At 61.0% G+C, this 13,951-nt stretch carries 12 protein-coding genes and 2 pseudogenes; 1 reads left to right on the top strand and 13 read right to left on the bottom strand.

Going from position 1 to position 13,951, the window contains the following annotated elements; all coding sequences use genetic code 11:
* The first annotated feature begins 16 nt into the window (after positions 1–16).
* The gene (locus CBP34_RS08050; protein ID WP_094097728.1) at positions 17–460 is read left to right on the top strand and encodes a LexA family protein; all 444 of its coding nucleotides are present in this window, start codon (positions 17–19) and stop codon (positions 458–460) included.
* Positions 461–706: 246 nt separating this feature from the next.
* On the opposite strand, the gene CBP34_RS08040 is transcribed toward CBP34_RS08050, so the two are convergent.
* The 13 genes and pseudogenes from CBP34_RS08040 to CBP34_RS07975 form a co-directional block, all read right to left on the bottom strand.
* Positions 707–1,639 (bottom strand): electron transfer flavoprotein subunit alpha/FixB family protein, encoded by a 933-nt coding sequence (locus CBP34_RS08040; RefSeq protein WP_094097727.1) that lies wholly within the window; start codon positions 1,637–1,639, stop codon positions 707–709.
* Between the two features lie 12 nt (positions 1,640–1,651).
* Positions 1,652–2,407, bottom strand: a complete 756-nt coding sequence (locus CBP34_RS08035; protein ID WP_094097726.1) for an electron transfer flavoprotein subunit beta/FixA family protein — start codon at positions 2,405–2,407, stop codon at positions 1,652–1,654.
* Between the two features lie 210 nt (positions 2,408–2,617).
* On the bottom strand, positions 2,618–3,559 hold the full coding sequence (locus CBP34_RS08030) for a hydroxymethylglutaryl-CoA lyase (RefSeq protein ID WP_094097725.1): 942 nt from the start codon (positions 3,557–3,559) through the stop codon (positions 2,618–2,620).
* A gap of 6 nt (positions 3,560–3,565) precedes the next feature.
* Positions 3,566–4,600 (bottom strand): Bug family tripartite tricarboxylate transporter substrate binding protein, encoded by a 1,035-nt coding sequence (locus tag CBP34_RS08025; protein ID WP_094097724.1) that lies wholly within the window; start codon positions 4,598–4,600, stop codon positions 3,566–3,568.
* Between the two features lie 173 nt (positions 4,601–4,773).
* The gene (locus tag CBP34_RS08020; RefSeq protein ID WP_094097723.1) at positions 4,774–6,159 is read right to left on the bottom strand and encodes an MmgE/PrpD family protein; all 1,386 of its coding nucleotides are present in this window, start codon (positions 6,157–6,159) and stop codon (positions 4,774–4,776) included.
* Between the two features lie 9 nt (positions 6,160–6,168).
* Positions 6,169–7,347, bottom strand: coding sequence for an acyl-CoA dehydrogenase family protein (locus tag CBP34_RS08015; RefSeq protein ID WP_094097722.1), 1,179 nt, complete (start codon positions 7,345–7,347; stop codon positions 6,169–6,171).
* A 41-nt stretch (positions 7,348–7,388) separates the two neighbouring features.
* Positions 7,389–8,192: an enoyl-CoA hydratase/isomerase family protein gene (locus tag CBP34_RS08010; protein ID WP_094097721.1), complete on the bottom strand. Its 804-nt coding sequence runs from the start codon at positions 8,190–8,192 to the stop codon at positions 7,389–7,391.
* Positions 8,193–8,207: 15 nt separating this feature from the next.
* The gene (locus CBP34_RS08005) at positions 8,208–8,753 is read right to left on the bottom strand and encodes a CoA transferase (RefSeq protein WP_236748539.1); all 546 of its coding nucleotides are present in this window, start codon (positions 8,751–8,753) and stop codon (positions 8,208–8,210) included.
* 199 nt (positions 8,754–8,952) lie between these two features.
* On the bottom strand, positions 8,953–9,774 hold the full coding sequence (gene istB, locus CBP34_RS07995; protein ID WP_087745763.1) for an IS21-like element helper ATPase IstB: 822 nt from the start codon (positions 9,772–9,774) through the stop codon (positions 8,953–8,955).
* Positions 9,764–11,308: an IS21 family transposase gene (istA, locus tag CBP34_RS07990; protein ID WP_087748263.1), complete on the bottom strand. Its 1,545-nt coding sequence runs from the start codon at positions 11,306–11,308 to the stop codon at positions 9,764–9,766. Before istA ends, istB begins: the two co-directional genes overlap by 11 nt.
* Before the next feature lie 207 nt (positions 11,309–11,515).
* Positions 11,516–12,229 (bottom strand): annotated as a pseudogene (locus tag CBP34_RS07985) (IclR family transcriptional regulator); the annotation flags it as partial.
* Positions 12,230–13,091: 862 nt separating this feature from the next.
* Positions 13,092–13,412: pseudogene (locus tag CBP34_RS07980) on the bottom strand (transposase); the annotation flags it as partial.
* A gap of 133 nt (positions 13,413–13,545) precedes the next feature.
* On the bottom strand, positions 13,546–13,911 hold the full coding sequence (locus CBP34_RS07975) for an antitoxin Xre/MbcA/ParS toxin-binding domain-containing protein (RefSeq protein WP_236748538.1): 366 nt from the start codon (positions 13,909–13,911) through the stop codon (positions 13,546–13,548).
* Between the last annotated feature and the right edge of the window lie 40 nt (positions 13,912–13,951).

Raw genomic sequence — 13,951 nt, 5'->3', positions numbered from 1 at the left:
CCCTGGCGCTGCCCCCATGCTCCCGGTTCTTGATTTGCCCTGCCTGGCTCCCGAGCCCTATGTCCTTGGCCTGTCGGCCCTGGGGATTGATACCTGCGTGCATGCGGGGTTTCCGTCCCCGGCCGAGGAATTACAGGCAGAGCGCATTGACGTGCTGCGGCACATCATCCTGCATCCCCAGGCCACCTACACCCTGCGAGTGCGGGGAGACTCCATGCGCGACGAAGGCATTTTCGATGGCGACATCATCCTGGTGGACCGGGCCATCAAGCCACGCCATGGCATGACCGTCGTGGCGGTGGTTGACGGGGCCTACACCTGCAAGAAGCTGTGGCTGCAGGGTGGCAGACTCAAATTACAAGCCGCCAATCCAGCCTATGAGGACATCATTCCCCAGGATGGCCAGACCATTGAGGTCTGGGGCGTTGTGATCGCCAGCATCAAGCAATTCAAGACCTGAGCTGCCATGCACATTCCTGCCCGCCGCCGGCCTGAATTCGACGAGGCCCGGTTCTACGAATACCCCGTGCACCTGCGTGAGGCCATCTCGGACATGCCGTCGGCGCCCGGGGTGTACATCTTTCATGGGCAAGAGGGTGACCTGCCGCTGTACATAGGCAAGAGCGTCAATCTGCGCAGCCGCCTGCAGTCGCACCTGCGCACGGCGGATGAAGCACGCATGCTGCGCCAAACTCAACACCTTGGGTCAGAGCGCCTTGACCAGTTCCGGCACTGCCGTGAACAGGTCCGCCTCCAGCCCATAGTCGGCCACGCTGAAGATCGGCGCCTCCGGGTCCTTGTTGATCGCCACGATCACCTTGGAGTCCTTCATGCCCGCCAGGTGCTGGATGGCGCCCGAGATGCCCGCTGCGATGTACAGCTGCGGCGCCACGATCTTGCCGGTCTGGCCCACTTGCCAGTCGTTGGGGGCATAGCCTGCGTCGACCGCGGCGCGGCTGGCGCCGAGGGCCGCTCCGAGCTTGTCGGCCAGCGGGGTCATGACTTCGTCGAACTTTTCCTTGCTCCCGAGGGCCCGGCCACCGGAGACGATGATCTTGGCGGCGGTGAGCTCGGGGCGGTCGCTCTTGGCGATTTCGCTGCCCATGAAGCGGCTTTTGCCGTTGTCTGCCGTGGCGGCGGTGGTTTCAACCGTTGCGCTGCCTCCGGTGGCCGCTGCGGCGTCAAAGCCGGTGGTGCGCACGGTGATGATCTTGACGCTGTCTGCGCTTTGCACGGTGGCGATGGCGTTGCCGGCGTAGATGGGGCGCTCGAAGGTGTCCGCGGTAATGACCTTGGTGATGTCGCTGATCTGGGCGACGTCAAGCTTGGCCGCCACGCGGGGGGCCACGTTCTTGCCGCTGGCAGTAGCGGGGAAGAGGATGTGGCTGTAGTTGCCGGCGATGGCGAGGACCTGGGCGGCGACGTTTTCTGCCAGGCCATGTTCCAGGCCGGGGGCTTCGGCGTGGATGACTTTGGCGACGCCGGCTATTTTGGAGGCGGCCTGGGCGGCGGCGCTGGCGTTGTGGCCGGCGATCAGCACATGGACGTCGCCTCCGCAGGCGACTGCGGCGGTGACGGTGTTGAGGGTGGCGCCTTTGATGGTGGCGTTGTCGTGTTCAGCAATAACGAGGGTGGTCATTTCTTGTACTCCTTAGATGACTTTGGCTTCGTTTTTCAGCTTTTCGACCAGGGCGGCCACGTCGGCCACCTTGATGCCGGCACCGCGCTTGGCGGGCTCGGTGACCTTCAGGGTCTTCAGGCGCGGGGTGACGTCCACTCCGAGGTCTTCTGGTTTGACGGTGTCGAGCTGCTTTTTCTTGGCCTTCATGATGTTGGGCAAGGTGACGTAGCGGGGCTCGTTCAGGCGCAGGTCGGTGGTGATGACGGCTGGCAGGCTCAATGCCAGGGTTTCCAGGCCGCCGTCGACTTCGCGGGTGACGCTGACGCTGTCGGCCGTGAGTTCGACTTTGCTGGCAAAGGTGGCCTGGGGCAGGTCGGCCAGGGCTGCGAGCATCTGGCCGGTCTGGTTGGCGTCGTCGTCGATGGCTTGTTTGCCCAGGATGATGAGGCCGGGTTGTTCCTTGTCGACCAGGGCCTTGAGCAGTTTGGCGACGGCCAGGGGCTGCAGGTCGAGATCGGCAGGGGTTTCCACCAGGATGGCGCGGTCGGCACCGATGGCCATGGCGGTGCGCAGGGTTTCCTGGCACTGCTGCACGCCGCAGCTGACCGCGATGACTTCGGTGACCAGGCCTTTTTCTTTCAGGCGCACGGCTTCTTCGACGGCGATTTCGTCAAAGGGGTTCATGCTCATCTTGACGTTGGCGGTGTCCACACCCGTGCCGTCCGATTTGACGCGGACTTTGACGTTGTAGTCCACCACGCGCTTGACGGGGACTAGGATTTTCATGGGCATTTTTCTACTATTGAATGACATGCCAACCAGTTTGCCGCGCACAGTGTTGGAAGCATGGTCGACACCCGTCCAAGGAAACGGCGCGGAAGTGGCACTCGAATTTTTTGCCCGTGCCGACGACGGTGATGTCGACGGACGCGGTGCAATGTTGCATGGCCGCTCTGGACGCGCACCGGTTCCTGGCCGATTGACGCGCGTCCAGTCTTATGCGCAGGCCGTGCCAACGGCCTGCGGCTGCATGGTCTTGGGCAGCCCTGCCCGCCAGACCGACCCGTAGAACGCCTCGCCCTCCAGCCAACCGGTGACGCGGGCCCGCAGCGCGATCAAGCTGTCGAAGTCCAGTCCCGTAGGTTGGCCCATGCTGGCGAACAGGTAAGCCACATCTTCCGTCGACACGTTGCCGCTGGCACCTGGCGCATGGGGGCACCCGCCGATACCTGCAGTGCAGGTGTCGAAACGGCGGATGCCGGTCTCCCAGGCAGCGAAGACGTTGGCCAGGCCCAGCCCGCGTGTGTCGTGGAAGTGCCCGCAGGCCAGGCGGTGGCCGGCCACGGCAAAGCCCTTTTCGAACAGGCGCTTGACCTGCAGCGGATCGGCGTAGCCCACCGTGTCGGCCAGGCCCACCCGGTCGGCGCCTGCATCGAGCACGGCCTGTACCAACCGCATGACCTCGCTCTCGTCCACCAGGCCCTGGATCGTGCAACCGAATGCGGTGCTCATGCCTACTTCGATCAGGCAGGCCGATCCGCTGCTGTCGCGCAGGCTGCGGATGCGGCCGATCTCCTCCACCACGGCATCGGGCGTCTTGCGCAGGTTGGCCAAGCTGTGCGCATGGCTGGCCGACAGGGGCAGCAGCATCACATGGGCACCACTGTCCAACGCAGCCTGCGCTCCCTTAAGGTTGGGCACCAGCACCGATGTCGTGAGGCCTGGCAAGGTCCGCGCATAGTCCACTAGTTCGGCCGTGTCCGCCAGTTGCGGTAGCAGCCGGGCGGGTACGAACGAGCCGACCTCGATCTCGCGTACACCGGCGTCGTAGGCAGCGCGCAGCCACTCGAGTTTGTGCTGCGTGTCCAGCGTGCGCGCGATGCTTTGCAAACCGTCACGCAGGCCCACCTCGCGCACTTGGATATGCGTATTACTCATGATGAATCAATTCGCCAGCAGGCCCATGGCTTTCGTCAAATTTCGGTAAACCGGCCAAGTACGGTCGATGTAGGCGCGCAATTCATTCCCTGTGAGTGCCGGCTCCTCGTCTCCCAGGTTTTCGCGCACACTTTTAATTCGATCAGATTCTTTGTAACTGCTAATCACGAGCTGCGCCAAGCGTTCCAGAATGACCGAGGGGGTTCCAGCCTTCGCAAAAAGCATATTGCACTCGGTCAAGTTCTCATACGCGCTTCCGTGGAAGCCAGCTTCCTTCCAGGTGGGTATACCGGGCAGCCTACTGGAGGCAGGCCCTATCGCGATGACCACCGGGCGAACGCTGCCTTGCTTTATCCCGCCGCCAACACCCGCCAATGAACCTGCACCCATGTCAATTTGACCGCCATACAAATCCATCAGCATGGCCCCGGTGCCCTTGTAATTGACCACGTTGAACTGAGCCCCCGTGTCCTTGGCCAATTGGTCCAGCATGAGCTGCCAACCCGATCCCACGGCGTAATTGCCAACGTTGACCGGTTTGGTTTTGGCGTAGGCAATCACTTCCTGGATGGTCTTGGCCGGAAAGTCCTTGTGAACCACCGCCGGCACAGAGCCCACACCAATGGCGGCGATGGGTACGATGTCTTTGTCAGGATTGATCGGCAAGCGCTTGAGCAACGCCGGTGCCTGCGCAGGTTGGCTGTGCAAGGTCATCATCAGCGTGTACCCGTCTGCGGGCGCACGCACGAGCGCCTCGGCAGCAATCATTCCAACACCACCAGGTTTGTTTTCCACCACTACGGCGACACCAAGCTTGGTGGAAAGGTAGTCGGCTAGCGCGCGTGCAGTGGCATCGTTCGAAGAACCCGGCGCCTGTGCCGCAAGGATGCGGATGGGCTTATCCGGCCAACTCCCTTGAGCGAAAGCCAAGCCGGGCAGCAGACTGCTGGCAGCGAAGCCAGCCCCAGCCGCCAAGAAATCGCGGCGGCGCAATCCAGATGCATGGGCCAACGCCACAGGAGTAGAAGGAAATTTGGACATAGCGGTCTCCGTCAAAGTGGTGCGCTTGTAGCGCACGTTCTGTTTAAGGCTTCTCGCACGGCTGCAAGCCGTTTCTTCTGGTTATCCACCACTTGTAGGCGGTCTCTGCAAAGCGATAGATACAGCCCTTGTGAAGCCGCACGGTCTGCCCCGCAGCAACCGGAACTAGCACATCAAAAATGGTTTGCAAGCACACTGACATCGGGCATATCGCTCAGTGCTAGCAAGGTGTCATAGAGCGCGGCGCCATCGCAGGGCAAGCCGCTGTAAGTCACACAATCGAGGAACTTGCCACGCAGCTCTTGCGGGCTGAGTGTGTGCATGGCATGTCCTTTGGGAAAGCGAATGTCGCCGCTCTCCAGCACACGGCCAGCCAGGGTGGTAATGCGCACGGAATCCGCGTAAGAGAATGCTGGGTCCAGCGGACAGCTTCGCTCGGTGATCCTGACCCGAACCTTTTGCATGAGCGCCTTCATCTGCGCCTGGTTTGTGAAGGCATCCGTCAGCTGCGCCAAGCCTACGTTTCCTGCGACAAGCGCGCTAGCCACATCAAACTCAATACTGAATTTGGCTTCCAGGGCGGTCACGGGCAAATGGTTGCGTAGCGTGCTGGCCGCCGCAGCGCCAATAGTCACCTCGACGCTCTCCACATCGTCCGCTTTCAGGTTATGCGCGGCCTTCAGCGCCAGGACGCCATCAATCACACGGTGGCCGAAATAGCACACGGGATACCGCTTGATGGAAAGCCCCAACTCCAGGATGCGCGGCTTACCACCTATGGTGGTTGGGCGGTCCAGATCGACGTTCCCCATTGGCGAGATGGCGGCAAGAAAACCCGCCCGATGTTCCAGCGCGTCAGTCGCTGCTGTTAGTCCTAATTCTGCGAGACGCACGGCATCGATAGCTGCTGCCGCAGCGCGTCCTGCGTGCCAGGGCTTGGTCATGGTGCCGAAATTGGCTACCACGCCCGAGGCTGAACTCGCCGCTATGGAAAGCGCATGCGCAACCTGCAGCTGCGTCAATTTCTCTCGGTTTAAATACGCCACAGCAGCAGCGGCACCCACGACGCCAAACACTCCCGTAGGGTGCCAGCCTTTGAGGTGGTACTGGTCGCTTTCGCGGCTGAACAGCTCCGCCCACACTTCATAGCCCACCACGTAGGCGCGGAGCATGTCAGGGCCACTGGCTCGCAAGCGATGCGCCTCGGCCCAGATTGCCGGCACCAGCACCGTGCTGGGGTGCGCCGACAAGGCCACATCGTCATAGTCCAGCGCATGCCCGGCTACGGCGTTCACGAAAGCCGCATGGGCTGCACCCAACATGTCACGGGCCGACGGTGCGGGTGCCTCAGCCAACGTGCTGCGACTGGCCGCCAAATGCTGGCGCACGATGTGCACTACAGGCTCATTTTGCCCAGCCAGCAATGTGGCAAAAGTGTCCAGGGTGCCCGTCAGCGCCACCGCGCAGGCTGCCTGTTCTTGCCCGCCCCACGTTGGCTCCAGCACATACTGCGCCAAAGCCTGGGTCAAGGGGACGGACTTTGATGAAGAATTGGTCATGCGACGCCTTCAGTACGAACGGGGCATGCCCAGAATGTGCTCGCCTACGTACGACAAGATCAGGTTGGAAGAAATGGGCGCCACTTGGTAAATGCGCGTTTCACGCCACTTGCGCTCCACGTCGTATTCGGTAGCAAAGCCAAATCCGCCGTGGCTTTGAATGCAGGACTCGGCTGCATGCCAAGAAGCTTCCGACGCTAGTAGCTTGCCCATATTGGCGTCATCACCACACGGCAATCCGGCCGCGAACATGGCACTTGCACGGCGAAGCACCAAATCGGCCGCACGCATTTCGGCATAGGCCTTGGCGATGGGAAACTGCACGCCCTGGTTCTGGCCAATGGGGCGATCAAACACGCGGCGCTCGCTCACGTACTTCACGGCGGTATCTGTGAACCAACGCGCATCACCAATGCACTCGGCGCCCACCAAAATACGCTCGGCATTCATGCCGTCCATGATGTATTTCAGGCCCTTACCTTCCTCGCCCACCAAGCTGCTGGCGGGAATGCGCAGGTTCTCAAAGAAGATTTCAGTGGTGTTGTGGTTGACCATGGCGGAGAGTGGGCGAATCTCCATGCCATTTCCTTTGGCCTCGCGCATATCCACCAGGAACACCGACAAACCATCGCTTTTCTTCTTGCATTCATCCAGGGGCGTGGTACGTGCCAGCAAAAGCATCAGGTCGGAGAAAAGCGCGCGTGAAGTCCATACCTTTTGACCGTTGATGACGTATTCGTCACCTTCACGAACCGCCCGGGTTTTGAGCTTGGTGGTGTCTGATCCGGTGGTGGGTTCGGTCACGCCAAAGGCCTGCAAGCGCAGCGTGCCCGCAGCGATTTGCGGCAGATACAAATCCTTTTGTGCCTGCGAGCCGTGGCGCAGCACAGTGCCCATGGTGTACATCTGGGCATGGCACGCACCGGCATTGCAACCGGTGGCATGAATCTCTTCCAGGATCACCGCCGCCGCACGCAGCGGCATACCGCTGCCGCCATATTCCTCGGGTATCAGGGCACTCAAAAAACCGGCATCGGTCAGTGCCTGTACAAACTCCGAGGGGTAGGCACCCGTTTCTTCCAGCTTGCGCCAGTAAGCGCCGGGAAAATCGGCACAAACGCGACGCACGCTGTCACGGATATCGGCAAAGTCATTGCCAGCTTCGATATGGACTACAGCTTCAGTCATGGGAGGTCCTCACACCTAGAAAAAAAGGTCTGCTTCAAAAATCACTGCCCCGTAAAAACGGGTTTTCGCTTCTCGTTAAAGGCACGCACGCCTTCCATGCGGTCATCGGTATCGACCAGGTGGTTGTAGGCCTCCACCTCGAAGCGGTAGGCCGTGCGCAATTCCATCTGGCCGCCGTAGCGCACCGATTTTTTGATCTGCCGCACGGACAACGGCGCGTTGCCGGCAATCGTGGTCGCCGTCTCCAGCGCGGCTGCCAGCACCTGATCGGCTGCGTGCACGCTGTTGGCGACGCCCCATTCCACGGCCTGCGTGGCACTCAGCGGCTTGCCCGTCATCAACAGCTCCTTGGCGCGGCGCTCGCCCACGGCGCGGGGCAGGTTTTGCGTACCACCGGCGCCGGGCATGATGCCCAGCGTTACCTCGGGCAATGCAAAGCGCGCCATGTCGCTCACGTAGACAAAATCACAGGCCAGGGCCATCTCCATGCCGCCGCCATAGGCGTGGCCGTTGACGGCCGCCACCACCGGTACTGGCAGGTCGGTCAGCGTCCAATACATGCGCTCGAACAGTTCGTGCTGCAGCTGCCATTGGCGCTTGGTCATGCCGTTGCGCTCTTTCAAATCACCACCAGCGCAAAAAATCTTGCTGCCCGCGCCTGTGAGGACCACGCAGCGCACAGACCCAGCGTCTTCGGTCAGCGCGTTCCAGAGCTGCAGCATCTCGCGGCCCATCTGGGTGTTCAGCGCATTACCCGCCTCGGGGCGATTCAGCGTGACTTGCAGCACATGCTCGCCCACCAGCGACACAATCAAGGTCTCGTAAGCGCAATTCAAGAATTCCATGGTGTGGCTCCTGCCTCAGACCAGTTCGGGAAACAACAGCTGCTGTGTATGAGCACCCAATGCCGGTGGCGCGCTGCGCACGCGCGGGCGTTGGCCATCAAAGCTCACCGGCAAAGCCACAAAACGCATGCTTGTTCCGGGCACGGGGTGTATCAAGTCGAGCGCCTGAGTCTGGGCGTGCTCCAGCACCTGGCCCACGGTGTTGACCGGTGCGCAAGGCACCCCAGCAGCTTCCAGCGCATCCACCCAGTGCGACGTGGGCTGGGCCGCGACCAACGGGTCTATCAATCCGTACAGCACGGCCTGATTGGCAACGCGGTTCGGGTTGTCAATGAAGCGCGCATCGCTGACCCACTCGGGGTGGCCCAACACGCTGCACAAACCCTTGAACAGCGCGTCGCTGCCTGCGGCGATCACCACCTCGCCATCCTGCGTGCCATAGGCTTTGTAGGGTGCGATACCCGGCGCACCCGAGCCCTGTTTTTCCACTTCCTTGCCGCTGGCCATCACCTGCGCCGCCAACAGCGATGCCCAGGTAGTGGCCGTCTCGAACAGCGACACATCTGTCGGCGCCGATCCAAATCTGAGCCACCGTGCCGACTGAATATTGAGCCAGGGGTGGAAGCCGACGTTTCAAGGGTCGGCTGTGGATAAGTGTAGGTGCTATCCTGGTTTGCTGATCTCCTTGCTGATGTGTTGAAGGCGCTGGGCAAGCCGCGAAGGGCGTAGCCCGTAGCGGCTTGCCCTGCGCGGTGCCTGCTCAGAATGGGTCGGGCTCAGCCTGCGTTGAGGCACTCTTTCGGTCCTGTTCCCGGGCCTTGATCCGCTTCTTCGCAGCGGCCGTGCTGCGGCTGAACCGGATCGACTCGTTGCCCGTCTCCACGATGTGGCAGTGGTGCGTGAGACGGTCCAGCAGCGCGGTGGTCATCTTCGCGTCGCCGAACACGCTGGACCATTCGGCGAAGTCCAGGTTGGTCGTGATCATCACGCTGGTGTGTTCGTACAGCTTGCTCAGCAGGTGGAACAGCAGCGCCCCGCCGGCCTGGCTGAACGGCAGATAACCCAGCTCGTCCAGGATGATCAGGTCCATGCGCAGCAAGCTGGTGGCGATGCGACCGGCCTTGCCCTGCGCCTTCTCCTGCTCCAGTGCGTTAACCAGATCGACCGTGGAGTAGAACCGCACCCGCTTGCCATGGCGGGTGATGCCCGAGACGCCGATGGCAGTGGCCAGATGGGTCTTGCCCGTGCCCGGGCCGCCCACCAGCACCACGTTGTGCGCCTCGTCGGTAAAGGCAGTGCCGGCCAGCGTGGTGACGAGCTTTCGGTCCACCGGCGAGACCGAGAAGTCAAAGCCCGCCATGTCCCGGTGCACCGGGAACTTCGCCGCGTGCATCTGGTGGCTGATCGAGCGCATCGCCCGGTCCGTGCCCTCGGCCTGCAGCAGGTGCTCGATCAGCCAGCGCGAGGTCTCGATGCCCAGGCCGCCGCCATCGCCACCGCCTTGCTCGACCAGATCAGCCCAGGCACCGGCCATGCCGTGCAGGCGCAGCGCCTTGAGTTCGACCAGCACATCAGTCTTCATGGCGGGCTCCTTCGGTGGTGGCGCCCACGGCACTGTCCGCGGTGTCGGCCCGAAGGCTGTCGTAGCGGGCCGTGTTTGCCAGCGGTGGCGTTGTCACCTTCAGCCGTGTGGCCGCCGTGGGAGGTGCCGGCTGCGCGTTGAGCCGGCTCAGCACGTTGACCACATGCTCCACGCTCACCTTGCCTGGCGCACCGCTCTCCAGCGCCAGCTCGATGGCCACCAGCACCGCGTCCAGACCGGCGCCAAGCACAATCGCCAGCACTTGCGCCATCACCCGGTCGCCTCCCGGGTTACGCAATAGCCCGCGGCGCAGCCGCTGCAGTGGCTCGGGCATGTCCGCAAAGGGCGCTCCGTTTCTCAGCGCCCCGGGCTTTCTCTGCAGCAGCGGGATGTAGTGCTGCCAGTCGTACCGGGTCTCGCCCGCGTTGCTCAGACGTTCGTGGCGGGCGATGACCTCATCATCGGCCACGATGACCACGCGGCCCGGGTACAGCCGCGTGCTCACCATCTGGCCCACGCGTTCGCACGGCACCGAATACCGGTTGCGCGCCACAGACACCAGGCAGGTGCTGGAAACCCGCGCGGGTTTCTCGACGTAGCCGTCGAAGGGCAGCGGCATGGGCATGAGGTGCGCCCGCTCGTGTTCGAGCATCTCCGACACGCTGAACTGCTTGTGCTCGGGGTGGCGTACCTCGTCCCACAACGCGCGGCAGCGCTGGCCCAGCCAGGCGTTGAGTTCGGTGAAGCTGCCGAACTTGATCTGCGCCGCGTCGATCCAGATGCGTCGGCGGCTGTCCTGCACGTTCTTCTCCACCACCCCTTTCTCCCAGCCGCTGGCCACGTTGCAGAAGTCCGGGTCATAGAGGTAGTGCGCGCACATGGTGGCAAAGCGCTCGTTGACGATGCGTCCCTTGCCCTTCTTGACCTTGTCTACAGCGGTCTTCATGTTGTCGTAGATGCCCCGGCGTGCCACGCCGCCCAGCGCGGCGAACGATCGGGTGTGGGCATCGAACAGCATCTCGTGACCCTGGCTGGGGTACGCCACCAGCCAGAAGGCCCGCGAAGCACACAGCTTCATATGCGAGACCTGCACCCGGTAGTAGATGCCGCCGATCACCATGCCTTCCTCGCTCCAGTCGAACTGGAAAGCCTCTCCCAGCTCGAAGGCCAGCGGCACGAAGGCATTGACGGCCGCCCCCTGACCCTCGCTCTGGCGCCACGCCCGGATGAAGTCGGTCACCCGCGTGTAACCCCCTTCGTAGCCCGCTTGCCTGATCTCGGCGTACAGCGCCTTGGCCGTGCGCCGCTCGTGTTTGGGCCGCCGTGCATCGGCCTTCAAGGCCAGCATGAGCGCGTCATGAAACGCCGTCAGTTTGTTGGGCTGTTCGCTGCGGCGGTACCTCGGTGGGCCGTCCACCTCGCCGTGCAGCCACTTCGCCACCGTGTTGCGCGATAGCCCTGTCATGCGCGATATCTCGCGCTCCGATTTGTTCTTGCGGGCATACAAATGCCGGATCCTGCCAATCATGTCCATGGTGATCACTCCTTGTCCTCTGCTGCACAAAAAAGCAGCAGATTAAGTTGTTCACCTGGCTCAGTTTTGGGTCGGCACTACCCTCAAAAGTGGCTCAGTTTTCGGTCGGCGCCAACAATTAGGTGGTCAGGCTCACCGAAGTTAGAGAAGTGTCATGTGACCTACTCCAATCAGATATGCGATTACCCTAGGGACGTTCCCACGCTACTACTCAGACTGCCTTTGCATCTCGCTGCGTCCACCCGTAAAACTCTGCGCAGGCCGCCGCAACGTCACATCAAACGGATTGATCTTTGGCCCAATGGCAGCCGCTTCACGCTTGAGCAGTTCCACCACTGTGGGCATCCGGTCATCGTTCAGACGCGCGGAGATGGTGCCCACACTGAGCGCGGCTACAGCGCGCCCCTCGCGGTCGCAGATGGGTACGGCCACACCCGCCATACCTTCAAGCAAGCCGGTACTGCGGCCCGCGCAGCCCAGTTGGCGTACGCGCTCGATCTCGGTGCGCAAATAGACCTCGTCAAACAAGCCGTATTCACGCACGCGCGAGAGGTTGAAGCGGATAACCTCCTCGCGCTCGGCCTCAGGCAAAAACGCGAGGATGGCCAGTGCGCCCTGCCCCACTCCCAAGGCTACGCGTCCGCCGATGTCACCGGTGAACGAACGGATAGGAAACGGGCCCTCGCTACGGTCCAAGCAAACGGCGTAAAACCCACTGCGTACCAGCAAAAAAATGCTGTCGCCTAAGCTGGCGCACAGGCGTAGCAGCGCGAGGCGGCACAAGCTACGCAGGTCACCGGGGTTTCCTGCTTTGGCGGCCGGGACGAAGAAGTCCATGGTCAGGCGGTAGAGCTTGCTGCGCTCGTCCTGCTCCACCATGCCCTCTCCCACCAGCGATTGCAACAAACGGTGCGTGGTGGCCGAAACAAAGGCCCGAAGGCCTTCATTCCTTAGTTGGTCTAAACCCACAAATACAAAGCGGCTTATGCAGCCGAGGTTGGAACAATGACCCGAGAGTCCTAATTCCCTGATTGGTCGAAACCTCTCAGTACAAGAAACGGCTTATGCAGCCGAGGTTGGAACAATGACCCGAGAGTCCTAATTCCCCGATTGGTCGAAACCTATCAGTACAAGAAACGGCTTATGCAGCCGAGGTTGGAACAATGACCCGAGAGTCCTAATTCCCTGATTGATCGAAACCTCTCAGTACAAGAAACGACTTATGCAGCCGAGGTTGGAACAATGACCCGAGAGTCCTAATTCCCTGATTGGTCGAAACCTCTCAGTACAAGAAACGGCTTATGCAGCCGAGGTTGGAACAATGACCCGAGAGTCCTAATTCCCTGATTGGTCGAAACCTCTCAGTACAAGAAACGGCTTATGCAGCCGAGGTTGGAACAATGACCCGAGAGTCCTAATTCCCTGATTGGCCGAAACCTCTCAGTATAAGAAACGGCTTATGCAGCCGCGCTCAGAAAAATCATGAAACTTGAACAACTTCCAAGCACTTCGATTTCTGTCCGATGAAATGCAGTTTATCCGAACCAGCTGCAAAGGTCGAATACAGAATAGTCATAAAAGCCTAGAGAATGTGTCGAGCCAAGATATTTGTAAAGTGCAACTAACAGGCTGCTGAAATACTCCCCTGCGGCCGAGCCAGCTCAGTGTCTGCAAACGCATTTTGCGCAGCAGCTTTCCGCATCCTGAAAGTCAGCCCGTAAAACACGCGTGTTTTCAGCCGCAAAGCACGGTTTGCTGCTCCTTTTTCCCTCGCATCTGCCCCCTGCAGACGGATTTGCTCCAGGCTGCGCAGTCGCGTGAGGTTGTAGCCTGCCATCGTCAGCACAAACATCTGATCGACTTTCTTGATCCCACGCACCAGCACCTGGCGCATGTGCCCCACCGTCTTGGCCCAGCCAAAGCCTTGTTCAATCAGCATTCTCTTTTGCTGAGAGATGGCGTAGCCTTCGCTGTCTGCAATCGCGTCAGGAACCGCAGATTGGCGCCCTGACTTGTTTTGCGCCACGTGGGGCAGCACGTTCATCTCCTGCAGGGCCTGGATGAACTCCTTGGTGTCGTAGCCTTTGTCTGCCCCCAGGGTGATCGTGACGGGCTCATCTCTAGGGACTGGATGACAGCCATGCAGCGGTTGCGGTCATTCACCGTTCCTCATCGAACGCGCACTGTCGGCCAGAAGCAGCCCACTCAAAACCCCGCATACATTCCTCTGGAAACAGCTATATACCTTTGAGACTATCTCGATCTTGGACTGGCAAAACGTCAATCTCGCTCATGAAGTCCGTACTGGCATGGCTCCCCATTGACATCAGGATTGACATGACTTTGGTAAATCCAGCAGGGCTTCGGGTCGCGTCCTCAGGGCAAGCTCCATCAAGCTGAGAGTTCGGTTCGGACAGCCAAGCTCGCACCTTTTCCCAGGATTGGAACGCTGCGAAGGCTGCGTGATCCAGTGCTATCAATCTCTCATAGTTCGGACTTCCGAACTCACGCCCTACAGGCGCCGCATCAAGCCAAGCGCCGTCCTCACTCGAATCACAGGGCGTTGAATTCCTCCGATGTTTCTGCGCTGGATTCTTTGACATATTGCCATGCTAATAGCGGCGACGTTCTTTGTACAACGCC

The organism is Acidovorax carolinensis (genome assembly GCF_002157145.1).
GTDB lineage: Bacteria > Pseudomonadota > Gammaproteobacteria > Burkholderiales > Burkholderiaceae_C > Acidovorax > Acidovorax carolinensis.
The sequence above is the reverse complement of the archived record's forward strand: the minus strand, read 5'-3'. Positions and strand labels throughout refer to the sequence as shown.